The sequence below is a fragment of the Longimicrobiales bacterium genome, from assembly GCA_028823235.1.
GTDB lineage: Bacteria > Gemmatimonadota > Gemmatimonadetes > Longimicrobiales > Gaopeijiaceae > UBA2589.
The window spans coordinates 89,129-115,318 of sequence record JAPKBW010000006.1 but is presented as its reverse complement, the minus strand read 5'-3'; the positions used below and the strand labels follow the sequence as shown (position 1 = coordinate 115,318).

General features: G+C 61.3%; 18 protein-coding genes and 2 tRNA genes. 7 read left to right on the top strand and 13 right to left on the bottom strand.

Features of this window, described 5'->3' with window-relative positions; all coding sequences use genetic code 11:
- Window positions 1-31: 31 nt before the first annotated feature.
- From OSA81_05185 to OSA81_05155, 7 genes are all read right to left on the bottom strand, one after another.
- Window positions 32-2,368, bottom strand: a complete 2,337-nt coding sequence (locus OSA81_05185; protein ID MDE0898391.1) for a penicillin acylase family protein — start codon at window positions 2,366-2,368, stop codon at window positions 32-34.
- Window positions 2,369-2,386: 18 nt separating this feature from the next.
- Window positions 2,387-4,891: a zinc-dependent metalloprotease gene (locus OSA81_05180; protein MDE0898390.1), complete on the bottom strand. Its 2,505-nt coding sequence runs from the start codon at window positions 4,889-4,891 to the stop codon at window positions 2,387-2,389.
- A gap of 677 nt (window positions 4,892-5,568) precedes the next feature.
- Window positions 5,569-6,375 carry a hypothetical protein gene (locus tag OSA81_05175; protein MDE0898389.1) on the bottom strand — a complete coding sequence of 269 codons (807 nt, stop codon included), beginning with the start codon at window positions 6,373-6,375 and terminating at the stop codon, window positions 5,569-5,571.
- Window positions 6,376-6,653: 278 nt separating this feature from the next.
- Window positions 6,654-9,275, bottom strand: coding sequence for a M20/M25/M40 family metallo-hydrolase (locus OSA81_05170; protein MDE0898388.1), 2,622 nt, complete (start codon window positions 9,273-9,275; stop codon window positions 6,654-6,656).
- A gap of 33 nt (window positions 9,276-9,308) precedes the next feature.
- Window positions 9,309-11,177: a D-alanyl-D-alanine carboxypeptidase/D-alanyl-D-alanine-endopeptidase gene (gene dacB, locus OSA81_05165; protein MDE0898387.1), complete on the bottom strand. Its 1,869-nt coding sequence runs from the start codon at window positions 11,175-11,177 to the stop codon at window positions 9,309-9,311.
- An 86-nt stretch (window positions 11,178-11,263) separates the two neighbouring features.
- The gene (locus OSA81_05160; protein ID MDE0898386.1) at window positions 11,264-12,472 is read right to left on the bottom strand and encodes an aminotransferase class V-fold PLP-dependent enzyme; all 1,209 of its coding nucleotides are present in this window, start codon (window positions 12,470-12,472) and stop codon (window positions 11,264-11,266) included.
- A 303-nt stretch (window positions 12,473-12,775) separates the two neighbouring features.
- Window positions 12,776-14,410 carry an amidohydrolase family protein gene (locus OSA81_05155; GenBank protein ID MDE0898385.1) on the bottom strand — a complete coding sequence of 545 codons (1,635 nt, stop codon included), beginning with the start codon at window positions 14,408-14,410 and terminating at the stop codon, window positions 12,776-12,778.
- Window positions 14,411-14,594: 184 nt separating this feature from the next.
- Here OSA81_05155 and ligA point away from each other — a divergent pair, with 184 nt between their 5' ends.
- The 5 genes from ligA to OSA81_05130 all read left to right on the top strand — a co-directional run bounded on the left by ligA (window position 14,595) and on the right by OSA81_05130 (window position 21,731).
- Complete coding sequence (gene ligA / locus OSA81_05150; GenBank protein MDE0898384.1) at window positions 14,595-16,667, top strand: NAD-dependent DNA ligase LigA; 2,073 nt, start codon at window positions 14,595-14,597, stop codon at window positions 16,665-16,667.
- Window positions 16,667-18,427 (top strand): DNA polymerase/3'-5' exonuclease PolX, encoded by a 1,761-nt coding sequence (gene polX / locus OSA81_05145; GenBank protein ID MDE0898383.1) that lies wholly within the window; start codon window positions 16,667-16,669, stop codon window positions 18,425-18,427. Before ligA ends, polX begins: the two co-directional genes overlap by 1 nt.
- 1 nt (window position 18,428) lies before the next feature.
- Complete coding sequence (locus tag OSA81_05140) at window positions 18,429-19,382, top strand: calcium/sodium antiporter (protein MDE0898382.1); 954 nt, start codon at window positions 18,429-18,431, stop codon at window positions 19,380-19,382.
- Window positions 19,383-19,455: 73 nt separating this feature from the next.
- A complete protein-coding gene (locus OSA81_05135) occupies window positions 19,456-20,355 on the top strand; it encodes an enoyl-[acyl-carrier-protein] reductase (protein ID MDE0898381.1) in 900 nt (299 codons plus the stop codon).
- Window positions 20,355-21,731, top strand: a complete 1,377-nt coding sequence (locus OSA81_05130) for an aspartate aminotransferase family protein (GenBank protein ID MDE0898380.1) — start codon at window positions 20,355-20,357, stop codon at window positions 21,729-21,731. The genes OSA81_05135 and OSA81_05130 overlap by 1 nt, the downstream gene beginning before the upstream one ends.
- Before the next feature lie 130 nt (window positions 21,732-21,861).
- Here the strand turns inward: OSA81_05130 and OSA81_05125 are convergent, their stop codons facing one another.
- Window positions 21,862-22,143 carry a hypothetical protein gene (locus OSA81_05125; GenBank protein ID MDE0898379.1) on the bottom strand — a complete coding sequence of 94 codons (282 nt, stop codon included), beginning with the start codon at window positions 22,141-22,143 and terminating at the stop codon, window positions 21,862-21,864.
- A 227-nt stretch (window positions 22,144-22,370) separates the two neighbouring features.
- The gene (locus tag OSA81_05120; protein MDE0898378.1) at window positions 22,371-22,688 is read right to left on the bottom strand and encodes a 4a-hydroxytetrahydrobiopterin dehydratase; all 318 of its coding nucleotides are present in this window, start codon (window positions 22,686-22,688) and stop codon (window positions 22,371-22,373) included.
- Window positions 22,689-22,878: 190 nt separating this feature from the next.
- Between OSA81_05120 and OSA81_05115 the strand changes: the two genes are divergently transcribed.
- Window positions 22,879-22,951 (top strand) — tRNA-Glu (locus OSA81_05115).
- A gap of 48 nt (window positions 22,952-22,999) precedes the next feature.
- Window positions 23,000-23,072: transfer RNA gene (locus tag OSA81_05110), tRNA-Val, on the top strand.
- Window positions 23,073-23,129: 57 nt separating this feature from the next.
- Here OSA81_05110 and OSA81_05105 read toward each other — a convergent pair.
- From OSA81_05105 to OSA81_05090, 4 genes are all read right to left on the bottom strand, one after another.
- On the bottom strand, window positions 23,130-23,606 hold the full coding sequence (locus OSA81_05105) for a septum formation family protein (protein ID MDE0898377.1): 477 nt from the start codon (window positions 23,604-23,606) through the stop codon (window positions 23,130-23,132).
- Window positions 23,607-23,697: 91 nt separating this feature from the next.
- Window positions 23,698-24,081: a fluoride efflux transporter CrcB gene (gene crcB / locus OSA81_05100; GenBank protein ID MDE0898376.1), complete on the bottom strand. Its 384-nt coding sequence runs from the start codon at window positions 24,079-24,081 to the stop codon at window positions 23,698-23,700.
- A complete protein-coding gene (locus OSA81_05095) occupies window positions 24,078-24,959 on the bottom strand; it encodes an alpha/beta fold hydrolase (GenBank protein ID MDE0898375.1) in 882 nt (293 codons plus the stop codon). The genes crcB and OSA81_05095 overlap by 4 nt, the downstream gene beginning before the upstream one ends.
- A 385-nt stretch (window positions 24,960-25,344) precedes the next feature.
- Entirely contained in the window at window positions 25,345-26,022 is a 678-nt protein-coding gene (locus OSA81_05090) for an OmpA family protein (protein MDE0898374.1), read from the bottom strand.
- Window positions 26,023-26,190 lie beyond the last annotated feature (168 nt).

Here is a 26,190-nt window from a genome sequence, read left to right as displayed (position 1 = left end):
TCCCAATTCCGGAAGGGCCTCCATCGACTGTTCACTCATGGTTCCCTCCGGTGGTCCCCTCGGTGCGTTCCTGCCCAGGGCGATAACGCCGAATCGTAGCTGTGCGGATGTCCGCGTCCGTCCAGCGTATCGGCTTCATTTCGCTTCGTGCGAACATGGCTGCCTGATCGTCGAAGTACGGGGAGTTCTCCAGGCGACTCTGCCCGTAGGCGAGCACCGAGTACCCGCGAGGGACCTCACCGAACTCGACGGCAAAGACCCATCCGTCTCCGCGGTTCGCCGCCAGGCGCCCATCTCCTGTGGGCGCGAAGGACAGGGTGCGGAAGCACCCTAACCCGCCCTCACATCCCGACACCGGCTCATCGACGGTCCCTCTCACAACACGGTGCAGCTGTCCCCAGGGCACGTCGAGCGGAATGTTCTCAGAACGTAGCTCTTCGGTCGACATTTTGAGCGCCGCTACGGCGCGGCCCGGAGAACCGACACCGCTCGGTGTACTGGCTGGGGCCTCCGGGCTCCACGCTTCCCGGTAGACCAGGGTGTCGGTGACTTCGAGGTAGTGTGTCATCCAGCGTTTGAAGAGCACCCCTCCTCGACTGTCCACAGCAGCCGTCCGGTCCCATGCGCTGAGGACACGGCGGGCCTCTGTCAGATCTGGGTCGGGCTCAGTAGCCGAGAGAGCGTCGAGCAGATCGTCGAGCATCCGCTCGGCGGCGAGCATCCGCGGAGAGTGCTTCAGCTCGACAACTTCCTCCAGCGTCATGACCCGATCGTTGTGAATCAGGTCCAAGGACAGCTGACTGCGAAGGCGCAATCGGGGCTCGGGCAAATTCGGAGCCACGGTATCTCGATCGAGCGGCACGTTCAGGTTGATGTAGTCCGGCGTGTCATTGGCCTGCTGCACGTATCCGCCCGGCGGGTTCACGTAGAGCGGAAGGCTCTCCCACGGGGCCAGCTCACTCCACATGTCTGCCTCTGATGTGACTACTGCTGCGGTGTCGCCTGTCGACTCGTGCGGCAGGGCGGGGATCCGGGCATTGTAGTAGAGCGCGATGTTTCCGGCGGCGTCTGCGTACGTGAAGTTCGAGCTCGGGTGGGCGCGCGTCGTCATGACGTTCAGCCACTCGTCTAGGCTCTCCGTGAGCATCATTCGCATGAACTGTTCGCCCCTTCGAAATTCCCCATCCCTCGGGTCTTTTAACACGAAGACTTCATCATCAAACTCGAGGACGATCGGACCCCAGGGTGTCCAGCGGATCGACTCTGACGCCGAGCCTTCCGTCCTGTCCTCGTTTCGGTAGGCCACACGGACCTCGCGCGATTCGATCGGAACCTCTCGTCCGTCGACCAGAACATAGTCCGGTCGGGTTGCGCTCTTCTTGAGCGAGTAGACTTGCGAGTACTGTGGCGAGTTGTTCGTCGTCGCCCACCCCAAGTGCTCATTGAAGCCCCCGATGATTCCGAAGGCGCCTCCAATCCGGAAGTCGCCGTAGAAGTCGATGACCCCCGGCACGCGAACGTGCGCTTCGTAATACCCGGCGTCCCAGGACAGGTGCGGATTGCGTACAAGAACCGCGTGACCCGATTCGATCCTACTCCCATCGAGTGCCCATGCATTCGAACCATCCATTTCAATTTCGAATTCCACTGCCGCGCCCGCTGCAGCGTCGATCTCTGCCTTTCGCCACGAGGTCGGCAGTTCAATGGCTGATGGCTCGTCATCCTCGCGAGCGATGAGGCTTCTTCTCCGCAGCTCGGCACGAGTGAATGCCGCCGCGTCTGCGCGGCTCCACGTCTGTACGTCGGCCGCGTGGGCATCGACCGCGGTGAAGTTCGGTACCATCCATGAAGGCATCTGGTCGGGGTTCAGCCGGACGAAGTGGTTGATCCCCTCCGCGAATCCCGCGTAGACTGCCTGCGCTCGTGAGTCGAGTTGAGAGAACGTATCCTCGGCTCGTGCATGTATGATGCGGCCCGTGAAGTCTCCGCTCACGGCGTCGGGGCCGACGAACCACGCATACTCTCCACGACGCTGGACCATTCCGACTGCGACTTGATCGCCGTAGTCCTCGGATTGCACCCAGGCCATCGCGAAGCCCATCGACTTCAGGTCGTCCGCCATGATATGCGGGACGCCGTGATCCGTGCGTGCGATCTCGACACGATCCGCGATCGCGGTCCCTGAGTCCGGGTGACTAAGAGGTCTCGCCGTGGGGTCGCTCTTGTCCGTATTCACGAGGATTGTTTGCCCCAAGGCCGGAGTGACCGGCCCGAATCCGACCGCCGCGGCGAGGACTATGAGCGCCACGATGGCGAGGGGTCGTGCTGTGGCCCCTCGCCCTCCTGTCGTGTGGGTCAAATCACGCATGGGTGTCTCCGGGGGCTATCAGTCACTGCCTAGAATCTTCTCGGTCTCCGCGATCACATCGCGCAGGTGGATCCGTGTCATGTCGTTGGCCGCCCGTGACAGCGCGTCCATTGCCGCTTCGGAGAGGTCGGCCAGCTCGGCCCGCATCACTGCCCGGATGTCGGAAGACCACGGGGCGGGGGCCGGGTTGTTCGCTCGACCCAGTTCGTCCTCAGTCGGGTTGAGGCGATTATCGACCGCCTCGAGATACGCGCGCTGCACATTCCTGCGGTAGGTGTTGACCCGCACCGACGAGTCATCCAGTTCGCCCCATGCGCCTTGTCGGAGGTCGCCCATCAAGTCGGCGACGGTGTAGGCCGCGGCGCCATCCAGGGACTCGAACTCGATCAGACGTTCGAGACGTGCCTGACTGAGTAGGGTATTCACCACGCGGCTTTGCTGTGTGCGGAAACGGGCGACAACGCCGGATGGCTCAATCCTTCTGAGGATGCCCGCGTCCAGAAACATGCCTGGGACCTCGAAAGCCGTGGACGCGAGGTAGGCCATCGCCTCCTCCTGCCGTGCCTTCGACGTCGGTTCAAAGCGTGCCCCGGTGCCGTACTTCTCCTGCGTCTCGGCACTGCCGATGATGGCGGCCACGTGGTTCATGTATCGTCCCCACTGACTAACGGCCTGCCCGTACATCGCTTCGAGCTCTGAATAGCTTTGTCCCGGTGTCTCTGTCACGTCGAGCATCATGTCCATGACTCGCCCGAGGTTGAGCATGCCATACGTGGTGGACTTCACCGCGTCGGCATCACCGACGGCCTCGGTCAGGTTTCCGGCGTCACTCCCGGCCGCGTCCGGGGTCGAGAAACGAAGCCAGGGGAAGTCGTCCTGCTGACGGGCCCACCCGTCGAGCGTCGCGAGCTCATCATCGGGTGTTTGCGCCCCCAGGATCTCGGCGTAGCCCCAGTTCACGGCGAAATCGTCGTAGGGGCCGACCTTTGGAATCAGGTACTCGAGCGGGATGTTGTCTTCGGGCTGCGCTACGTAGTTAAATCGCGAGTAATCCATGAGGGTCGCGACGTGGCTGCCTCCCATGCGCTCCAGGAAGCTCACGCTACGAATCGAGTCTGCCGGATACTGCGATGAGGCTTTCATGTTGTGAGGGAACCCGATCGAGTGGCCGATCTCATGTGTGACTACATACTCAACGAGACGCCCCATCAGCGAGTCCGGTAGCGGCAACTCCTGTGTGCGCTCATCAAGTGGGCCGACCTGGATGAAGTACCAGTACTTCTGAAGGTCCATGATGTTGTGAAACATGTTGACCTCACCCTTCAGGATCTGTCCAGAACGGGGATCGACGATCTGCCCACCGGTCGCGTTTGCGACGGTCGACGGCCACCAATAGATGGCGGAATTGCGTGCGTCGAAGATTGAGAAATCGGGATCTTCTTCTGCGGTGGGTGCCATCCGGCCGAAGATCGCATTACTGAAGCCCGCTTTTTCGAAGGCTGACTGCCAGGCGTCGACGCCCTTCACGATGTAGGGCTGCATCCACTCAGGCGTCGCAGGATCAATCCAGTAGACGATTGGCTCGACCGGGTCCGATACCTCGGTGCCCGGGTTCTGCTTCTCCAGGTTGAAGCGGTGAATGAACCGCACCTGCTCGAGTCGGTTGTTGGGTCGACTAAAGTCCCAGGAACGACTGGAGTTGAAGCCCACCCGGTCATCGTGCCATCGCGGCATCATGGCTTCCTCGGGGAGGCGTGCCATGCTGAATAAAAGGCGAACAGTCTGAGAGGTAGCGCGAGGAGGCCCCCCACGCCCACGCCCACCGCTCACACCGGTAGGTGGCCGGGCCTGACCACTCTGAGTAACTCGAACGTTCACCGCGTCGTCGAACGACCAGGTCTCCTCGACCCAGCTACGGCCAGCGTTGAGGCCCTCGATCGGTCCGAACTCGGGGATGTTTGAGATGAACAGGTCGGAGACGTCGACGACGGCCGAGCTGTCTGAGCCGAAGGCCTCGATGTCGAACCGCTGCAGGACCGGACCCTTTCGGAACGGTGCGACCTGCCCCCAGATCGCCTCGCTCTCGTTCGCAATCAGGTCGTACTCTTTCTGTCTCAGGATGATATAGTTTCCATCCCGCTCCCACTGCACGATGAGCCGAGGTCCGCCCCCGAAGAACGAGCCGGGCTGCTGAAGCGTCGACTCGAGAGGCCGTTGTATGAGGAGCATCTCGTTTCCGAATTCGCTGTCTGGAATCTCGAAAAAGATGTCTTCGTCGACGTGGTGGACGTCGAACATGCCCGGCTGCGTGACCGCGTCCTCGGTGATGACCTCGGAGTACTCTCCGGGGCCGTCAGGGCCATCTTTGCCTCCGCCATCGGGTCCGCCTCTTCCTTCTGGACGTTCCTGGAGTGCTGCGTTCATCGCTGGGGCTGGGGGCGTCGCCGATGCGGGTGAAGAGCAGGCTTGCAGCGGAACGGCGATGATCAGCACGCTGACAAAAATACGGGACAGTCGGGTCATGGAATCAGTCGGAAGGTGAGATGGATGGGCCTGCATCGCTCGACGTGACGCGGGTCGAGCGGCAGACAGGGATGACGGTAGAAGTCCGCTAAGCTGACGACAAGAGTTGAGCGATCTCCTCGAACCTCTGCTCCAGTGCGAAGTTGAGTGCTGTTTTCCCGGACCTAGAAGCTCTGCGAAGCGGTGAGACGCAACCCTCCTCTAGGCCGTCGACGAAGGATCACCTCCAGGATCTCGGTCTGATCGTTCTCGTGAGTCCACCTGAGCGAGCTATCCGCTCCGCACTTTCCGGGATCGCGCGGTCCACCAGACGATGAAACGCGGCGCACGGCCCATGCACCCAGACCGAAACGGTGTTCACGTCCACTCCGACATCGATGAACGCGTCGATCATGTGGCGAGATCTCGTCCCAGCAGCGCACGCGAAGGCCTTCGCGTGCGCATCGATCAGGCCTCGAGGTGACAGGAAGGCGCTGGTTGCGCCTCGTGCCACTGCCCGGGTGACCAAACACTGCAGGGACATCGCTAGTTTGGACCCGAGGAGATTCGTCACCCTCAGCAGGTCGCGTCGCTTATCTAGGGGGATGACCGAGAAGTGGTAGGCCCTAAGCCAGCCACACCTCAGTCTTTTCTATAAGGCCCAAGGGACGGTGCAGCTCTTTCACTAAATGCCGTTATTAGCCTTGGTGACGTTTTTTCAATGGACTCCGGCCTTTTTTAGCGGCCAAGTCGATTTCCATGACTTCCCCGTTCACAACAGCCGAGGCGATCGAGGTACCATCGAAAGTGATGACGATTTCGACTTCACGGGTTTTCGTGCGGTCGGCGTTAGTGCGAGTCATCGTCATATTGCGGGTAACCGTCCCTGAAACCGGCCAGCGTGGCTCAGAGCCCGGGATCGGCGTCACGACCTCCGTGAAGGTGAATGCTCCTCTTGATTCGTGTGAGCGTTCGGACCCGTCCGCGAGCACGCCCGCACGGGAGGTGTGGCTCGTGCCGACCCCGTCCCATGTCCGGTGCGTCTCTTCACCGAGCATGCCCGTGACGGTCATGTCCCGCTCACGCGCGATCTCGGCAGTGAATTTGTCGCGATCAATAGTTCCAGCTATGGCCCTAACGATGTGCATGGAGGCCGTCGTGAGGGGGTCGCATTCCGTCTGTTCTTTTCTGAGCTCATCAAAGCAGGTCTTCTCCCTGGTCCCCGAAGACTTACCGGCCCAGCTCCCGTGGCCGCCAGGGCGACCTGCCGCGGCGAAGTTACCGGGCGTGGTGTCATACTCGGGCGAGGTGGGCATGAGGCCGAAGCCGAGAGATTGGCTCCACATTCTGACCACTTCGACCGTAGCGTCGGCGGCAATGATTGCTGCGTCGAGAACCATTTCTTCGTTGGGACCTTCGACTCCAGTCGAATCGTCACATGCGACTATAGTGATGGCTAATGAAGCCACGCCAACGGTGCGCAGGAGGGGATTGGTGCCCTTCATCGTTTTCATCCTTGGCTAACTTGTAGAACTCAACTTAACTGAAGCACTAGACGCCCCAAGAGCAACGGGCGTTAAATCTGCCTCCACGAGGCAAGGGCGGAACGCCCTGATTGTGGTGGGTGCGTCGGCCTGCTGTGAACCTAACCGGCGGGCCTGACCACGTCGGGCCCTCACGCGAACCAGCCACGTGCTCGCCGCATCTAAAGCGTTGCCTTTCCTGGTCCTCAACGGAGCGATCACAGAAGGGAATGAGGCTAACGAGATCGCGTAGCGTTGGGTTAGCTGGAGCCTTTCCGAGCCCGGTCGGTCGTGTCGCCTTCGTCCACCTTGAGTTCCGCAGCTCCATCGCCCGGCCCGGGCAAGTCGATCTGCACCGGCTGCACGATGGCGTGACGGGGGTCGACAAACGCTGCGACGGAATACCGAAACATGGCTCGATCACTCATCCACACGATGTCCGGGGCCAGCCCGTCTGGTCGCTTGAATGGCTCCGCGCCCAGTAATTCCTCCGGGCGGAGAAGGTGCTCGATCACCGTGACGTCTATGGCCTCCAGCGGAGGCAGGGTTAGCTCGAGTGCGACGCTGCCGTCGGGTTCACCCCAGTGATCCATTCCAACGATGGTCTCAGGGTTATCCAGTGGCTTGCCGTTGATGCTGTGCACGCGTGTTCCGCCATTGAACTGAAAAGCCAACATCTCGGCGCCGATCTCGGAGCGCACACGCATCGTGACGTGCCTCGTGCCGTCTATGACTGAGTCCCCGACGAGCATGACCGACGGTGGTGCGGCCGAAACGACTGACGCCGTTCGTACCGGCACGACACCGGATCGGTACCCGAATCCTTCCAAGTCACGACTCTCATCGAACGGCCCTGAGGCACTCGATTCGGCCCAGGCAGTCGCCGCCAGATCGCGCCCTTCCTCGGTGGGTGATGTCGCCCAGAGCGCCGCGCCACTTCCGTGCTCGTACGCGTAGACGAGCGTGCTCGGTGAAGGACGCTCTGCGTTTGGTCGGGCGCCCAGCCACCCCATACCAAGGCAGGTTCCGGCAAGGGCCGCGGCGGACAGTGGTGCCCACCAGCTGTTCGGGTAGCGCAGACCTTCGAGCGCCGGCAGGCAGAGCAGGACTCCGAACGTGATCACGACCGCGATCACTCCTCCCAGCGAGAGCGTCAACGCAAGCCAGAGGATTTCGACAACCCACTGCAGGATGAAGAACACGGGAGCCGCGAGGAGCAGGCCGGCGACCCATCCGACCGTGCTGTCCGCCCGTGAACCCAGCGATGTCATGGCGATGCCTGCCAACAGGGCGGCCGCGAGGGGGAGTTGGACGTTCATCGCGCCCAGTGGCGCGACCACACCCAGAGCGATCGCCGCGCCGAGCGGTACCAGGAAAGCGCCGAGCATGAGTTCGACTAGGGATACCCACCGACGGGTGGCTGCCGTCAGCGCGGTCACGACTGCGAATGCGGCGAAGGCTATCACTAAGATATACAAGCCTTCACTGTGGTAGATCGATCCGGGGAGAGAACCGATTTCGTCGTGTATCGTCGGCAGCCAGTCGAGAAGCGCGGTCGCAGCGACCCAGCTTGCCGTTGCGGCCGTGACTGCGATGCCAAGGCCTGCGGCGGCTCCGAGAAGCCGAGCGCCGTTTCGTCGTGCCATCCAGAAGAACGCCGCGAAGAGAATGAGCAACAGTAACGAGATGCCATTCACCCAAACGGACGGATAGATGACCAGTCCTGCGCCCGGTAAGGTGAAGTACACCACGTTTGGAGCGTTCACCTCAGACAGGTCGGCCTGACCGAAATACTGTAGAGCGGAGAGCGCATGAAGGCCGTGATGTTGCAGCGTCGACTCCGACAGGTTGTCCGGAGTGTCGTAGGCCTGGTGGTACACGTGGGCGTTGTCGATTGCAGCGAAATTGAGGCCTTGGACGCCGACGTTCTTGAACGCCGTGTAGTCCGTGCCGTTCGGCATTCGCCGGTAGACCTCGTACGACAGCGAGTTTGTCGCTGGACTTGGATCAAATTCCTTGAGCGCTCGGACCACCCAACCGTTCTCATCGTTCGTCTCAAACATGATGGACGGGCCGCCTGAACCCCGCATCTCGAACGAGAGGACGAGGTCGACGTCTGCCATGAGCGGGTGCTCGGCGACGAAGGCTCGTGCCCCGAGAAGCCCCAGCTCTTCAGCGTCAGTGATAAGGACGACGATGTCGTTCTCGAGCGGGCCGTCCTTGAGCAGGGCCCGCACGGATTCGAGAATCGTCACGACCCCGGATCCATCGTCTGCGGCTCCAACTGCGATCTCGCGGCTGTCGTAGTGAGCAGTGATCAGCACGGTTCCGCTCGGGTCGGTTCCCGGTATGCGAGCGATGATGTTTCGGACGGTCGCGGCGCGGGCGTACCCACCGCGTTGAGCGACACTGGTCGTCGTCTGGATCTCCGGAGCCAAGCCCAGCTCTAGGAGGCGCTCGACAATGAATCCACGCACCCGGACGTGTTCTGGCGACCCTGGTGCGTGTGGCTCTCGTGCGAGCTCGACGAGCGTCGCCATCGCGCGAGCTGAGGAGAACTGGGTGGCCGGGGCGTTTGCCGGTGCCGGGCTTGGGATCCCGGTGCGCGAGCTCGACACCCAGCCCAAGGCTAGGAGCACAACCAGCGTGGCTGGGCCGCGCCATCGGCGGCGAGGACCTTCTGCACCCACGGCGGCGGAAGCTTTCATGCCCGCCTTGGCCGAATCCTTGGCATGCTTTCGCTCCGCGCGGGACTCCGGGTAGAGGGCCGGTTCGTCCAGTGAAGGAGCAGGAGGGCCTTCCTGCGCATATTGTTCTTGGTCCTCGTCCGTGACGCCGAGCTCGTCATCGGACGGGAGTTCTGAGAAGTCGTAGTCGCTCATGTGGTCACGGCGTCGTTGTCTGATTGCGGCTGATTAGCGGGCGAGCCCTCGAACGATCTCGTCGATCGCTACACGGACTTGACTAGCGGGCATTCCCGAGGCATTGGCCAGAATCGAGAACACTACTTCCTGCCCGTCATCCCGTACGAGATATCCGGACAGGGAGTTCACATTAGAGATCGTCCCGGTTTTGGCGAAGAGCCGGCCCTCAAGTTCCGGAAGGCGATTTTCGAGTGTCGAGTCTTTCTCCCCGGGCTCCGCCATCGCCGTCCGGTACTCGGCGGCAGACCCGCCCTGCTGCATTTCCCGGAGGATGCGAACCAGCGCGCGCGGGGTGACAAGGTTGTAGAAGGACAGACCTGACCCATCTCGTGCAGAGACGTCGAGCGGATCGACTCCCATCTCATTGATGAGGTATGCACGAATGATACTCATGCCTTCGTCCCAACTCCCCTCATCTCCGTACCGGGCACCCAGGGTGCGAACCAGCTGTTCCGTCATCCAGTTCTGACTCGGTCCGAGGATTCCTGAGGCAAGCTTCGAGAGCGGGGGTGACTCAAGTATTGCAATGACCTGGCTATTCGAGCAGGAGTGTGGCCGGGTCCTTGAACAGAGGGCTCCGGTCGGGTTGTCAGCGGGCCATCGAACGCTCAATCCACCTTCAATTTCGATGCCGGCACGGTCCACAGCGTTGGACAGGACAGTCGCCGCTTGCCGGACAGGATCTCGAAGAGCGAACGAAAGCGTGTCGGTTCGACCGGACTCGACCCTGCCCTTGAGCACAAGTCGGCGGCTTTCAGGTAGATAGTGAGGACGCACCCGTGTCGAACTGCCCGGGGCGGAGGTCACGAGCTCGGATTGAACGAAGTCTGACGTCCCGAGCGGGGTCCATTCCACTTTTACGGTTTCCCCAGGGGAGGGACCTCCTTCCACGATGACCTGGATCTCCCCTTCGTCGATCGCGAAGGCTCCACCGGTCGATCCGTAGCCGTACCTGAGGTCCTCGACCTCCCATGTCGGACCTACGGTGGTCGAGTCCCATGACGAGACATCCACCCAGGCGGAGCCCGCCACGTGAGTGATTCCGACACGCCTCACGCTGTCGGCCAGGGCCTCCAGCGCTGCCGTGCCTGAGGACCAGTACCGGTCCGATAGCGATGGATCTCCCGATGCAACGAAGACCAAGTCGCCGTTGAGGAATGATCCGTCGATCGACCCGCGTGTCCGGACCTCGGTCCGAAAGCGATAGTCCGGTCCGAACAGGGACAGGGCCACAGCCGTGACCAGAATCTTCTGATTCGAGGCAGGGATGAATTTTCTGTGCGCGTTGTAGCTGTAGAGGGCGCGACCGGAGGCTGCATCAACCGCCAGCACTCCAAAGTGGAGTTGGTCCATTGGCGCCGTGTTTAGCGTTTCCTCGATCGAGTCCCGGTCCACGCCGGAGCCCCGGAGTCCCGTGCTGGCGCATCCAACCATCAGCAGGGCCGCGAGTAGCGTAGCGAGTCGAGCCATTGGCGTAGCCCACAGACGCGCTTTTGCAGCCGACCGCTTACGTATTCGTCCGGCCCCCCGCTCCGAACTCGCGGATCGCTGTTCGAGCCGCTCATCGATCGCCTCCATGTTGGACTTGGCCTTCCGTGACCGAAGTATGTCCCTGCACTGATTGCGGAGGATCTGGAAAAAACAGGGGCCGAATGGCTTGCGCAAATCGAAGCACGGGAACGTGCCGTACGTCTTAATGAACGCCAGTTGCAGTGCGTCCTTGGCGTCCTCCGTATTGCCCATCATGGCAACAGCGAGGCGCAAGCCGGCTGGCTCATAGGCACGCACCAAAGGTTCGTAGAACCGGGACCGTCCGGCCTTGCACTTTCTGATCAATTCGAGTTCCAACGATCTCTGCACTCCTTACTCCCTTACGGGCCTCATACCCGTGTTCAGAAGTACGGAAGCACTTCTAGAAATCTTCACGGACTCTGTCAGGTAGCGTGTCATGAAGACAGGATTTCCTCGAGCCCAGCCATCAGGGCATCGAGATCCGAGTGGTCGTTGTAGTAGTGAGGTGACATCCGGAGGGCCCCGTCGACGCCTTTCTCGTCGTAGTCGAGAACGGCATCGATCCTGGTCTGTGATGACGTGTTGATTCCACGTGCCTTTAGCTGGGTGACAAGTTCCGAAGGCACCTGACCTTCGAAGGATGCCGTCACAGTTGCCCCAAGTTCCGCACCGTGATCAAGAACACGGGCGCCAGGCAACCCGGTGATCCGGGTGCGCAGTGTGTCGGCGAGCCCGCGTGCTCGATCACGGATCAGTTCCATGTCCAGCGCGTTCGCGTAGGCTGCCGCTGCGCCCGTTCCAAGGACAAGCCCCCAGAAGAACTCCCAACTCTCGAAGCGTCGCGCGTCCGGCGCTGGCTGGTAAAGATCGCCATCGATCCAGTCGGCTCCCCGCATGTCAGGAAACAGCGGCTCAAAGCCTCGATCGAGCACTCGATCGGACACATAGAGAAAGCCGGCGCCACGCGGTCCACGCAGATACTTCCGTGAGGTAGCCGAGAAGAAATCGCATCCCATGGCCTCGACGTCGACTGGCATCTGACCCACCGACTGGCACCCATCTACCAGATACACGATGTCTCGAGCGCGACACATGGTGCCGATGGCAGCAACGTCCTGAACCAGGCCGGAGTTCGTCGGAATTTGGGTGACTGCGACGAGCCGAGGACGCCGCCGGTGAATGGTTTCCTCCATCGCGGCCAGGTCGACGCCGCCCTCAGGGGCGTCGGGAACTCGAACGATCTCGATCCCGAGTCGGTGCGCGAGCGACAGGTACTGAATCTGGTTCGACACGTAGTCGTGGCGCGTCGTTACGATTGCATCGCCTTTCTCGAAGGGGATCGACGACAGTGCCGCTGAAAAAGACGCGGTCGCATGCTCGGTCATCGCGATCCGGTCGGCCGAGGTTCCGAGTAGCGTGGCGACCGCCTCATACGCCTGGTCGACGATTCCGCTCGCCTTGGCCTCGGCCTCGGCCTCATACCCACCGTGCCAGACCTCGAGGTCGAGTTGCCCTTGGATCGCTTCGATGACGGGCTGAGGCATCAGCGCTGCCCCGGCATTGTTGAGGTGTACACGATGAGCCAGGCCGGGTGTGTCTGCCCGGAGCGCTGCAACGTCGAGGGTCATTCCTGAGTCCTTCATGGAGTCGCTCAACCTCCCCCCAACAACGGACCCGCCACGCCTGCTGCGAGCAATGCGCAAGCCGCGGCCACCCGAAATCGCATTCCGTTGTTGCCGCTCCGCTCGCGATCACTGTGCCCGATACGTCCCCTCGTGCTCATTGGCTCTCTCCGGAAAGCTCATACTTGTCCCCCGAGACCCTGTATCTTGGAGGGGGCGCAAAATACGCAGAAGGCGAAGCCCCCGCCCGGAAAACCGGACGAGGGCTCGTCAAATTACTACTGCCGGGGCCTTCAGCAGACCACAGCTAAAGGTCCTCGGACGTTACGAGCCTTGCTCGGTGACCGAGCGCGCTTTGGCCTCGCGGACCATCTCACGCACATCTTCGAGCAGCTGCTGCGCATCGTACACGATGCCGTCCTTGATAGTGTACTTGATGCCGCCAACTCGCTCGACTTCTCCCGTTTCGTCGTTCAATCGCGGGGTTCCGGTTCCGTAGAGCACCTTGAGATTTGCGAGTGGGTTTTCGTCGACGATGACCATATCCGCCTTGGCGCCGACTTCGAGAACGCCGAACTGAAGGTTGTTCTCCTGCCCACTTGGCTTATGCAGCTGAAGTGCACCGTGGTAGGTCGCGGCGCGAATGACCTCGAGTGGGTTGAAGCCTGCTTCGCGGAGCAACTCGAGTTCACGGAGGTAGTCGAAGCCGTAGAGCTTGTAGATGAAGCCTGAGTCCGAGCCGGTCGTGACGATGCCGCCTGCGTTCTTGTAGTCGTTCAGGAAGAGCATCCACTTGTCGTAGAAACGACCCCAGTGGTACTCGTCTTCGGTGGTCCAGTCGAACCAGTAGGAACCGTGTGCCTGACGGCTTGGCTGGTAGTAGTCCCACTGGCTGGGCAGCGTGTACTCCTCGTGCCACTCAGCCTGACGCGCGCGCATGACGTCACGGCTCGCTTCGTAGATCGTCATGGTCGGATCGATACCGAAATCCAACTCAAGGAAGCGATCGATCAGCGCATTCCACGCCTCTGATCCGGGCTCTGCGGACTGCTGCCAGAGCCGCCCGACCTGACCGAAACGGTGCTGCTCGTTCTGGTAGTTGTAGTCAGCTGGGTAGTCTTGGATCGTGCGGTTGTCGAAGAGCGCCTCGAAGAGACCGTAGTAGTGGGTCATCATGTCGAGACCGAGTTCGGCCGCGTCGAGTGCGTTCATTCGGGCCACACCCGTTTGCGCCAGGTGGGCCACTGTACCTAGGCCATGTTGGTGCGCCTCGTCGATCAGAGCTTCCATGATGTCGGGCGGATATGACGTCAGCTTCAGTCCATCGATCTTCGCGCCGTCGACGTCTACCTGTACCGCCCATCGGACCCACTCACGAGCCTTTTCTGGCGAATCGACAGGACCCTCGTCCCAAGCTTCGCCGGGTCGGGCGTATGTGTACATCCGCGGAGCAACGATCTCGTTGCGCTCCGATAGCGCCTTCTGCTCGAGTCCCCACATCATCGACCCGTGACCGACACCGCGAGACGTCGTAATCCCGTTCCCCATCCAGAGCTTATGGACGTACTCGGCTTGCGGCGCCTTCCCGGCGCCGCCGGTGTGGGCGTGCATGTCGACGAAGCCCGGCATGATGTACATGCCACTCACATCAATCTCGCGCGTAGCGCCATCCGGACGGCGCGCCTCATTGATAGGGGCCATCGGGAACCCGACCGCCCGGATCTCGACGATACGGTCATCCTCCACGACGATGTCGACCGGCCCGAGCGGCGGGCTTCCCGCGCCGTCGATGTATATGCCGCCTCGAAGGATCAGGCGCTCATGTGGTCCGTCGCCTTCATCTGCTCCACGACGAGTCGTTTCTTCCATGCCGCCCTGCTGAGCGGCGATTCCGCTTGTCAAAACGAGTGTCGCCACGGCGGCGCCAGCCGTCCGTAAAATCAAGTGATGCAGCTTCATGTTGCCTCCCCCAAAATCCACAAAACGATTTCGACGCCGGGAATCCCCACGGCGAAGGGCCGTAAAGATCTGTGGCTAATGGCTTTCGCGCTACGTCAGGCCACGGCCGGTGCCATCGGGACACAATCAGGCGATATTAGAGGTCGGTTTTTCCACGAAGTATTCGGTTTCTCTGCGGAGTGCATTGAACACCACCAACGCCCCCGATCCGCGCGAACAGGCGCAACCGATTCCCGACGATGTCGTTCGGGAGGTGGGAGAGTTGCGAGCCGAACTCACGCGGCACTCGGACCTCTACTATCACGAGGCGCGCCCCGAAATCGGCGACGCCGAGTATGACGAGCTCTTTCGTCGACTCCAGGCGCTCGAGGCGCAGTTCCCCGGGCTCGCCACTCCCGACTCCCCGACACACCGCGTCGGCGCACCGCCCCAGGACCGATTTCAGACCGTCGACCACGTTGCGCCGTTGCTGTCTCTCGACTCGTCTGAGAAGGCGGCGGACATTGTTCGGTTTGACGAACGCGTGCGAAAAGCTCTGGGAGAGGGGGTCGACCCGGTCTATATCCTGGAGCCCAAGCTGGACGGCGCATCGATCGAGCTCGTTTACGAGGATGGTGTTCTGGTCCGTGCCGTGACACGGGGGGACGGGCGTGCAGGTGAGGGTGTCACTGAGAACATCCGGACGATCGGCACGGTGCCACTGAAACTCCGTACCGATGTCCGCCCTGCGCCAAGCCTGCTCGCTGTAAGGGGTGAGGTCCTCATGTATGTGTCAGACTTTGCCGACTTTAACGCGGGGCTCAAGGCATCCGGCCAAGAGCCGTATGCCTCGCCTAGGAACTCGGCGGCCGGAGCCGTACGGCAGCTGGACTCTCGTGTGACCGCCACCCGGAAGTTGGACCTGCTCGTATACGACGTTCTTCACGTCGAAGGCACGTCGTTCACGACCGACACGGAGGGCGTCGAGGCGATCCGGAGCTGGGGTTTCAGCGTGCCCGACCGGATCGAGACGGTCCGGTCAGCTGACGAGATTCTCGCGTACCACGCGGGGTACGACAGCGATCGAGATGCCCTCGACTATGAGATCGACGGGGTAGTCATCAAGCTCGATGATCACCAGGCGCGCCGAGCGATGGGATCGACCTCACACCACCCGCGCTGGGCGATAGCCTTGAAGTTCGCGCCCCGTCAGGAAGTAACGGTCATCGAGAAGATCGACATTCAGGTCGGCCGTACCGGTGTCCTCACGCCCGTCGCCTGGCTTCGTCCGGTGTCGGTCGGTGGGGTGACGGTGTCCCGAGCTTCGCTGCACAATCGAGAGGAGCTCAAGAGGAAGGACCTACGGGAGGGGGACACCGTCCGGATCCAGCGGGCTGGTGACGTGATTCCGCAGGTCGTCGAAGTGGTCGAGCCCGGGCCGAATCGCGCGGCACCGTATGAGATGCCGGTGTCGTGCCCGGTGTGTGGAACGGACACTTACGAAGATGGCCCCAGAACCCTATGCCCAAACCGTTTTGGGTGTGAGGCTCAGCTGAAAGGGAGGATCATCCACTTCGGAGGACGGTCAGCGCTGGACGTAGAGGGACTCGGCGAGGAGACTGCGAATCTCCTGGTAGACCTTGGCCTCGTCACGAACCTCGCCGAACTGTTCGACCTGGAGCCCGCGCAGCTGATAGGCCTCGACGGCTTTGCGCAGAAGTCCGCGACCTCGCTCGTCGAGGCGATACGCTCGAAGCGCGCGCCGGAGCTCACTCGCTTCCTGATCGCCCTGGGCATTCCCGAGGTAGGCGTAACCGTCGCGCGCACCCTCGCGCGGACGTTCGGTTCATTCGATGCGATTCGTGGCGCGGACGCGGAGGCGCTCGTGGCGATCGACGGTATCGGGCCTCGCATGAGCGAAGCCATCATCGAGTTCTTTGCCGATGAGCGAAACGCTACCGCAGTAGATGCGATTCTGGCTCGCGGTGTGGTTCCACAAATGGTCGACGTTGTCGATGTGGAGCTGCCGGACCTGGGCACCGCGGTCTTCACGGGTGCGATTCCTGTCGCGCGCGTGGTCGCTGAAACGGCATGGAGGTCTGTGGGAGGTAGTACGTCGGGTTCGGTGTCGAAGAAGACGACCTTTGTCGTTGCGGGCGAGAGTGCTGGATCCAAGCTCGAGAAGGCAGAGCGCCTCGGCGTGGAGGTTATCGATTTCGACGCCTATCGGGTCCGCCTTCGTGAACACGGTGGCGACATCGACGGGGGAGACGGTTGATGGAGAACCTCGACGTCTCTCGAACGCTCACAACGCTTGCCGACCTCCTGGAGATTCAGGGGGCGAGCCCGTTCAGGATTCGGGCCTACCGCAACGCAGTCAACACGATCAACAGCCTGAGTCGCTCACTCGTGTCGATGCTCGAAGCGGGAGAGGACCTGACGGAGCTGTCCGGCGTCGGGAAGAGTGTCGCGACGCATATTGGAGAGCTGATCTCGACGGGCCGCATCACGCGGCTCGAAGAGGTCTCGGCGGAGATTCCCATCACCCTTGTTGAGCTCGTACGACTCGACGGCGTGGGGCCGAAGAAGGTCAGGAAACTATTCGAAGAGCTGAGCGTGCGGACTGTGGACGATCTCGAAGCGCAACTGGACGCGGGGACGGTCGAGAATCTGGATGGATTCGGTCTGAAGAGCGTCGAGAAGATTCGACGCTCCATCGAGGATCATCGAAAGCACACGGGCCGCTTCCAGATCCACGAAGTGGAAAAGCTGATTGCTGGAATCCTCGAGCATGTGAAGCAGACGCCTGGGGTGGAGGACGCCCAGGTCGCAGGTAGCCTGCGCCGAAGAAAGGAGACGATTGGCGACGTCGACATTCTGGCGTGCTGCGAGGGCGACGGATCGTCAGTCGTAGATCATTTTGTTGCGTATTCGGGGGTAGATCGTATCTCAGGGCAGGGGTCCACCAAAGGAAGCGTGGTGCTGCACTCCGGGCTTCAGGTGGACCTCCGTGTGATCCCAGGACAGTCGTACGGTGCAGCCCTTCAGTACTTCTCGGGTTCGAAGGCGCACAACGTCGCGCTTCGCACTCGAGCTGTAAGGCAGGGCCTCCGAATGAATGAGTGGGGGGTTTTCCGTGTGCCTGACGGCGCAGATCCAAGGACACTAGGCAAGGAAGAGGGAGAGCGCCTGGCCGGGGACAGCGAAGAGGGAGTCTACGATGTGCTAGGCCTTCCTTGGGTGCCACCTGAGCTCCGAGAAAACCGAGGCGAAGTCGAGGCTGCTCTCGGTGGGACACTCCCGAACCTTGTGACCCTTGAGGATATCAAGGGCGACCTCCAGATGCACTCCACATGGAGCGACGGGAAGGTGTCTGTCGAAGACATGGCGATCGCCTGTAGGAACCTCGGCTACGAGTACATGGCAGTGACCGACCACAGCCAGGTAATGGCGATGGTTCAAGGCCTCACGCCTGAGCGTGCGCGTGAGCAGTGGGTGGAGCTCGATGAGGTTCGGGAGCGCGTGAAAGGAATTGAACTTCTGCGCTCTTGCGAGATCGACATTCTGAGGGAGGGCGAGCTGGACATGCCGGACGACATTCTTGAGGAGCTCGATCTTGTCGTGGTCTCGGTCCACTCGTTCATGGATCAAGACAAGAAGACTATGACCGAGAGAGTGCTGAAGGCGATAATGCACCCGACTGTTGATATCCTTGCCCATCCGACCGGGCGTATTATCAATCGTCGTGAGCCGTTTGAGATGGATGTTGACACAGTGCTCGAAGCAGCTGCGGAACTCAGCGTCGCCGTTGAGCTGAACGCGAATCCGAACCGACTGGATCTCAGTGATGTGCACGTGCATCGTGCTCGCGAACTGGGTGTCCCGGTGGTGATCAGCACGGACGCACATTCGCCCCGAGGCCTCCTCGATATGAGATTCGGGGTGGATCAGGCTCGACGGGGGTGGCTGGAGGTCGGTGACGTGCTGAACACGAAGACCAGAGACGAGTTCATGGCCTGGGTCAGGCGACGTGCCTGACATGGTCTTCGATGTCGCCCTGCTCACGCTGGGGGTTGGCGTTCTCTACTTCGGTGCAGAGTGGCTCGTCCGCGGCTCAGCGCGCCTGGCGGCTACGCTTGGTGTGTCGCCGATCGTGGTGGGGCTCACCGTCGTTTCGTTCGGCACGTCCGCGCCCGAACTCGTCGTTTGCATCGTGGCCGCGCTGGGTGGCAACCCCGATCTGGCCATCGGAAACGTCATGGGCTCCAACCTAGCGAACATCGGGCTCATTCTTGGTCTGACCGCGATTGTCAGACCGCTGGAGGTTAAGTCCCGCATCGTGTGGCGTGAGATGCCGATCATGCTGCTCGTGACCGCCGCACTCTTTCCGCTACTGTGGGATCTCGAGCTCACTCGCGGTGATGGCGTGCTTCTGCTGATGGCGCTGACTGCCTACCTCGTATCCGCCTTTCGGTCGGTCGAGGACCAGGCACCGGAGGTTCTCGGTGAGTACAAAAACCTCGTAAAGACCTCGGCCGAAGATCGGCCGAGGGTTCACGCACCGGACATTCTCTGGATTCTGGCGGGATCGGCATGCTTGGTGCTCGGTGGCTACTGCATCGTCGAGGGCGCGGTTCAGGTGGCGTCTTCACTCGGAATCTCTCAGGTCGTAATTGGTCTGACCGTCGTCGCGGTGGGCACGTCACTCCCGGAGCTCGCGACGGCAGTTGTCGCGGCTGCCCGGAGTGAGACGGATATCGCGGTCGGCAACGTTATCGGCTCGAACATCTTCAATGTGACGGCGATCTTGGGAACGGCTGCGCTCCTGGAGCCGATCAGGGTTCCGGCCTCGATTCTCTCTCGGGAACTCCCAGTGGTGATCGCAATCTCCCTGCTGCTTTTTCCACTGCTCAGGAGCGGTTGGCGTATCCGGAGATGGGAGGGAGCGATTCTGTTGTCGGCGTATGCCGCGGCCGGGGTCTACCTCCTTTAGCACTCCCTTCGCACACACCCGAAGGATAGCTTTCCTGCCCTGACTCAACCCCTCCCACGAGGAGCCAAAGCACATGCTGTCGATTGATCTCACCGGCAAACGAGCCTTCGTGGCGGGCATCGCCGACGACAAGGGATACGGCTGGGCGATTGCTAAGGCCCTTGCAGAGGCGGGTGCGTCGATCTGCGTGGGGACATGGCCGCCCACGATGCGGATCTTCACGAAGAGCTTGGAACGTGGGAAGCTGGACGTGTCGCTGCCCGGCGGCGGCGAGATTGAGTTTGAGCGGGTTTATCCGTTTGACGCCGTTTACGACACGGACGACGTGGTTCCGGCGGACGTCGCGAACGACAAGCGATACGTGAAATTAAGCGGCTACTCGATCCAAGGAGTTGCCGACAGCATGAAGGCGGACTTCGGGGATGGATCCGTGGATATCCTCGTCCACTCTCTCGCCAATGGGCCTGAGGTGCAGAACGACCTCCTCGATACAAGTCGCCCCGGTTATCTGGCGGCCGTTTCTGCGAGCGCATTCTCCATGGTGAGCATGGTGCAGCGTTTCGGACCGCTTATGCGACCGGGTGGATCCGTGGTATCGCTGTCCTATCTGGCGGCTGAGCGAGTGATTCCCGGATATGGCGGTGGCATGAGCTCAGCGAAGGCCGCGCTCGAGAGCGACACACGCACTCTCGCTTTCGAGGCGGGTCGTCGCTGGGGTATTCGCGTGAACACCATCAGTGCGGGCCCACTCGCGAGCCGGGCAGCAAGGGCGATTGGGACGATCGAACGCATGGTCGAATACTACGAAGAGAACGCCGCTCTCCCAGAGGCGAACACCGCCGATGAGGTTGGCTGGGCGGCGGCCTTCCTGTGCTCACCCCTCGGATCTGGAATTACCGGCGAGACGCTGCATGTAGATAAGGGCTACCATGCGATGGGGATGCAGGCGGAGCCCCAGCTTTCGGCGGAGTAGTGAACCAGGGCGACCGGCCGTTTGGTAAACAGCTGCCCAGAATCGTCAGCACACCGCCCGGCCCCCGCTCGCGCGAGATGGCGGCTCGGCTCTCGAAGGTCGAGTCACGAAACATCACTTGGAGTAGTCCGGACTGGCCTGTGTTCTGGTCGGAGGCTGAGGGTGCGAATGTGCGCGATGCCGACGGCAATGTGTTCATCGACCTGACCTCAGCGTTCGGTGTAGCCTTGCTCGGACACCGGAGTGCGCCCCTGGAGAAGGCCCTCCGGGAAGAGCGGCTGATCCATGGGATGGGCGACATTCACCCGCCTGTTCGGAAGCTGGAGCTCCTTGAGCGGTTGGCCGAACTGTCTCCGTGGGACGAAACCCGCATCGTTCTGGGAAGCACCGGGTCGGAAGCGGTCGAGGTCGCGCTCAAGACCGCGGCGCTCGCTTCCGGCCGCCCGGGCGTTCTAGCATTCGAAGGGAGCTATCATGGCCTCACACTGGGGTCACTTGCGGTAACGGAGCGTCCGCACTTCCGGAGTGGCTTCGAACGCCGGCTCTACGGTGGTGTCGCGTTCGCCCCCTGGCCGGAAGGAGCAAGAGCCCGGCGTGGCACGGATGCCGAGACCAACCGCTGCTCTGCCGAGGATGCCCTAGAGCGGATCAGGGTCTTCCTCAGCGATGGGGCACCCAACGGTGATGAGATCGGCGCCATCATCGTTGAGCCGATGCAGGCACGTGGTGGTGCCCGTCTCGCTCCGGACGGCTTTATGTCGGAGCTCTCCGATCTGGCAGCCGCATTTTCGGCTATTGTGATCGCAGATGAGATATTCACGGGCCTTGGCAGGTGCGGAGCCACGCTCGCCTCTTCCCGGGTCGGATTACGGCCTGACATCGTTTGCGTGGGAAAGTCGCTTGGAGCAGGGCTTCCGATTTCGGCCTGCATGGCCCCTGCGGAAATCATGGATGCCTGGCCTGATAGCGGCGGTGAAGCGGTGCACACCAGCACCTTTCTTGGACACCCACTCGCGTGTTCAGCAGCGATTGGTGCGCTTGAGGTCTTTGAGTCCGAAGCCATTTCCGACCAGTCGGAGCGGCGTGGAATCCAACTACTGGAGGCTCTGAAGGCCGAGCTCAGATCCGTCGAGGGAGTGCGCGAAGTGCGTGGCCTCGGGCTCCTGATCGGTGTCGAATTCGAAGATGCCCGTGGTGGACCGGACGCGGGTGCCGGGGTTCGCATCGCGGAGAGAGTTCTTCGGGATGGACTGATCGTTCTTCCCGCCGGTGAGGTGGGCGAGGTGGTGGAGTTCAGTCCACCGGTGGTCCTGACCGACGAGCAGGTGACCTTCGCGGTCGGGACGATTGGGCGGGCTGCGAGAGAAGTCCTCTGAGCTGGACCGGCGTCCTTTTCGACATCGACGGCACTCTCGTAGACACGGTAGATCTCATCCTGAAGAAGCTCCGCCTGACACACGGTTCCTCGAGACCATAGGCCAGACCCTGCCGATTCAATTGGCCGACTTAGCGCGGAGTGAGGACGAGCGCCTCGCCATGCTGGAGACGTATGTCGTGTATCAGCGGAGCGTCCACGATGAGATGGTTCAACCCTTTCCGGGTGCCATCGATGTGGTCAATCAGCTGAAGGGTCGTGGCACCCGCGTGGGCGTCGTCACGAGTAAGGGTCATCGGATTGCCTGACAGACCATGGATGTGTGTGGGCTGGGCGACCTGTTCGAGTTCGTGGTGTGCGGCGATCAGGTTGTGCGTGAGAAGCCTCACCCAGAGCCGGTGCTGGGCTCTCAATATTCATCTCGACCCGACGCGGGTGCTGTTCGTCGGTGATTTGCCGAATGCCCTTCGCGCGGGGGAATCAGCAGGAACGAAAACGGCGGCCGTTGGGTGGGGACCTATCGACCACCGCGTACTGCGGGCTGAATCACCCGACTACTTTCTGGACCAAGATGGGAGGACCTACTCGGTCTCACCCCTCTCTGGGGGGCTGCTCGCCGCATAACCTGGGACAGGAAGTCCTACTGTCGGTTCTCCCCGAAGGACGTCGCGAAGTCAATCTGTTCCGCGAGATTGAGATCCTTCTCAGAAATACCACCGACTTTTTGGGTCGAAAGCGTCAACGTCACGTTCCCAGTCCGTATATCGATGTCTGGGTAGTGCTTGTGCGTGTCCGCGAGCGTCGCGACACGGTTCACAAACACGATGGAGTCACGAAAGCGCTTGAACTGGAACTCTTTAGTGAGTTTGTTCGACCGCCTCTTCCAACCCCGTCGGGTGTTCATCCACCCCCGCACTGAATCTGGGGTCAGTTTCGTTTCTGTCTGCACTGCTGGCATCCTACAACTCCGTACCTGGAAATCGGTTGCGAGCGCCCGTTTTCGTCGTGGGACTGCGGACACAACCACTCGTGTGATACTAAAGACGCGTACCGCAGCGAAAGCGTTGAGGGGTTGAGGGGTTGAGGGGTTGAGCTTGCCGGATCGCTTGGGTACAATTTGTGCCCTCTGAAAAATGAGGGAATTAGATGCCCCTATCGTCTAGTGGCCTAGGATATCGCCCTCTCACGGCGGAGACCGGGGTTCGAGTCCCCGTAGGGGTATGGATGACAAGAGGTCCGGGTGCGAGCCCGGGCCTCCAGTGATTTCAGGGTCGCATAGCTCAGCTGGTAGAGCGCTACGTTCACATCGTAGATGTCGCAGGTTCGAGTCCTGCTGCGACCATGACTCCGCGGGGCCGGATTCCAGGCCGGCGGAGTCTTTTTCTGCCCTGAGAGTTCCCTAGATGCCTGAGTCGCGGACCGTTTCAGTGAGCTTCTCGAGATCCATGCGGAAGGCGATGCAGACGACTTCTCTGTCGCCGCCCTGATTCCACGATCGCTCACTCGGGTACATCGTTGTGAAGTCGATGACGGAATCTTTATACGGCTTCCCGATCGCCGCCCTGAAGCGATCATAGCACACCGCCATTGCCGCCTGATCTGCCGCGGCATCGCCCGGCCACTTATCTCCGGGCATGTCAAACGTGGCGTAGACCTCATTGTCGTGAGGCTCTGCACAGGGGACTGCCGGAATGTCCTGCACCTCGTTGCCCATAAATGCGCCGTCGTCGAAGCAGTCGCCGACCCGTACCTCGAAGGCACTGAGGGTTTCCGACTCGGCGATGAACTCGTCGTCTCCGCGCGTCGCCGCCTTTGTGAGGCCGATTCCGACCGCGGCGGCGAGGATTCCCACAGTAATGAGTTGGCGTGCTGTCATGGGGACTCTTTTGACGCTGACGAAGGTTCGGGTGGTCCCGGTTCATCGACGATAGGGTCGGGGTCTCTGGTACGGCAACGAAGAATGCCGGTCAATTTCCCGTCGGACTGAGCGTAGAGGCGATGACCGCGCCCGCGACTACTGCGACGATCCCGAAGGCCATGGATGAAGCCGCGTATCCGCCGGCCTGCCAGAAATGGCCCTCGCGGGCCATGGCCACGGTTTCGTAGCTGAAGGTGCTGAACGTCGTGAACGATCCGAGGAACCCGATTCCGATGAACTGTCGAACCTGAGTCGATGGCGCGCGCGACTGAAGCCATACCATGAGGAAGCCCAGGGCGAAGGCCCCGATGATGTTGACCGCGAAGGTGCCCCATGGCAGTGAATCACCGACTAGTCGCCGGACAAATTCGGTGCCGTAGTAGCGGGTGAGCGCACCCAGCGCCCCGCCCAGACCTACAACGATCGGTGTCATGCGCCCTCCTTGCCCGGAGACTCGAGGAACGACTGGATCGCTGCAGAAATCTCCTTCGGGGCGTCTTCCTGGATGTAGTGCTTGGCGTCGAGGCGCTGCACCCGGCAGTTGGTAAACGTCTCCCGGAAACGCTCCATGAACGGCCGTGTGAACATCAGATCGTGCATGCCCCAGGTCAGGAGCATCGGCACGTGTGGGAGGGAGGTCTGCACATCTTCCTCCAGATCCCTGAGCCAGTGTGTCGCTGCCATCAACTGGACAGGGAACTCCGCTACACCCATGCGGCTGGTGGGTGTCGGGAGCGCTTCTCGATAGTGGTCCATGACTTCGTCGGAAAGCGGGTGCTTCACTGCCCACGGCATGACTTTCTCGACGAAGAAATTGTTATTGATAATCTGGCTCTGCACCGGGGCCATCGACATCACGTATGCGAATGACTTTCCCTGCCATGAATCCACCGGCCAGAACCACGTGTTACCCATGACCAAGGCCCGGACTCGAGGCAGTTCATCGACGGCGACCCTGAGCCCGATGGGGCCACCCCAGTCCTGCCCCATAATTGTCAGGTTTTTAAGATCGAGGTGTCGCACCAGATCCCGCACGACGTTGGCCTGTTCGGCTGGAGTGTACCCATACGTATCGGGGCGGGTCGAAAGACCGAATCCCGGATAGTCGACGGCGATACACCTGAAGTGTTTCTTCAGGCGGATGATGATTCCGCGATAGAGGAAACTCCATGTCGGGTTTCCGTGCAGAAGCAGGATCGGATCGCCGGCCCCTTCGTCCACGTAGTGGACCTTCCCGACACGGCTGTCGAACCATTTCGACTCGAACGGGAACAGTCGGTGGTCGGGCTTGAAAGGAGATTTGTGTACCAAGCTTTTCTCTTGGATAGGGTGCTGTGGCTGACCAAGAATGGCCGATGCACCCGTGTGCGGGAAGGTGGCCTGAGTTGTCTGACGTATCGCGGCCCTCTCATGCTGCGTGGTTCGATACGGCATGTAGAGTCCCGGAACCTATCCCCATGTGGAGGCAGGATGCTCAGGACAATCGTACCCATCGTGGCTGCCGCGCTTACCCAGGGATGCATCGTTGGAGATCAGTTTCGGCTCAGACGCGTGAGGTCGCAGCACTCCGGGTCGGACTCGGCTACTTGTACTAGAGGCTCTCGCATCCACACATACAAAAAGGGCCGCCGGGCGAACCCGACGACCCCTTCAGGAGGATCGACATGAGTCGTCTATTTCATGGAGCTCTCGACGATCAGCTGCCCGACTCGATGTCGGATGCCATTTCCGGCGGGTCACCATCGTGGTCGATGACCAGCACTACGCGGCGGTTCTCCCAGCCTTCCGTGCCCGGGCCCCATCCTTCAGAGACGAGGCGACGGGTGTCCTCACCGTAGCTGACGACCTTCACTCCATCTTCAGTCATCGCGGTGCTGCCGATAAGGTACTCAGCGACGGTTTTCGCACGCTCTTCGCCAAGCCAGAGATTGTAGTTCTTGTCACCGGACGGATCCGTGAAGCCTTCGACCGTCACGAGCGCGTCGGGATAGTACTTCTGAGCAACGCTGCTGAAGCGGGCCAGGACGTCCTGATCGTCCGACTCGACAGTCGCGTCGTCGAAGCCGAAGTAGATGGGAACGTTGAACCGGAGTTCGTCTTCGAGACGAGAAATCGTGACCTCGAAGTCTCGTTCCATCTGCTGAAGATCACGCTCGAGCGCGGCGAATCGGCGCTCCATGTCGGCGAACTTGTTGGCGGCGTCACTGGCCACGGCCTCATCGCCACTGGCCATCGCTTGCTGCATATCCGCACGAAGCGCAGAGAGACTCGCATCCAAGTCGTCCGGGCTGACCGTTTTGCACGCACCAGCGGCGCCTGCGAAGGCGAGCGCGGCGACGAGGCCGAGTTTCGAGGTGAGTCTGAGCGTACTCATTTGGTGAGCTCCCTTAGTTGGTGCGTTGCTGCGAAATAATGGTGAGAGTCTATCTCCCCCCGATGACGAAGAAGACTAGATGCAGGAAGAGTGCCAATCTCGAGAGACTAGCAATGGCAACGTGATTGGTGCGTGGGTTATCGAGACCCAATCAGTCGGGACACCTCG

Excerpts from the sequence above, each read along its gene's own strand:
- OSA81_05140 (MDE0898382.1), top strand. The coding sequence starts at position 18,429 with ATGGTCTTCGATGTCGCCCTGCTCACGCTGGGGGTTGGCGTTCTCTAC.
- OSA81_05155 (MDE0898385.1), bottom strand. The coding sequence starts at position 14,410 with ATGAAGCTGCATCACTTGATTTTACGGACGGCTGGCGCCGCCGTGGCG.
- OSA81_05120 (MDE0898378.1), bottom strand. The coding sequence starts at position 22,688 with ATGCCAGCAGTGCAGACAGAAACGAAACTGACCCCAGATTCAGTGCGG.
- OSA81_05170 (MDE0898388.1), bottom strand. The coding sequence starts at position 9,275 with ATGAGCGACTACGACTTCTCAGAACTCCCGTCCGATGACGAGCTCGGC.
- OSA81_05090 (MDE0898374.1), bottom strand. The coding sequence starts at position 26,022 with ATGAGTACGCTCAGACTCACCTCGAAACTCGGCCTCGTCGCCGCGCTC.
- OSA81_05180 (MDE0898390.1), bottom strand. The coding sequence starts at position 4,891 with ATGACCCGACTGTCCCGTATTTTTGTCAGCGTGCTGATCATCGCCGTT.
- OSA81_05160 (MDE0898386.1), bottom strand. The coding sequence starts at position 12,472 with ATGAAGGACTCAGGAATGACCCTCGACGTTGCAGCGCTCCGGGCAGAC.
- crcB (MDE0898376.1), bottom strand. The coding sequence starts at position 24,081 with ATGACACCGATCGTTGTAGGTCTGGGCGGGGCGCTGGGTGCGCTCACC.
- OSA81_05175 (MDE0898389.1), bottom strand. The coding sequence starts at position 6,375 with ATGAAGGGCACCAATCCCCTCCTGCGCACCGTTGGCGTGGCTTCATTA.
- OSA81_05105 (MDE0898377.1), bottom strand. The coding sequence starts at position 23,606 with ATGACAGCACGCCAACTCATTACTGTGGGAATCCTCGCCGCCGCGGTC.
- OSA81_05185 (MDE0898391.1), bottom strand. The coding sequence starts at position 2,368 with ATGCGTGATTTGACCCACACGACAGGAGGGCGAGGGGCCACAGCACGA.
- OSA81_05135 (MDE0898381.1), top strand. The coding sequence starts at position 19,456 with ATGCTGTCGATTGATCTCACCGGCAAACGAGCCTTCGTGGCGGGCATC.
- polX (MDE0898383.1), top strand. The coding sequence starts at position 16,667 with ATGGAGAACCTCGACGTCTCTCGAACGCTCACAACGCTTGCCGACCTC.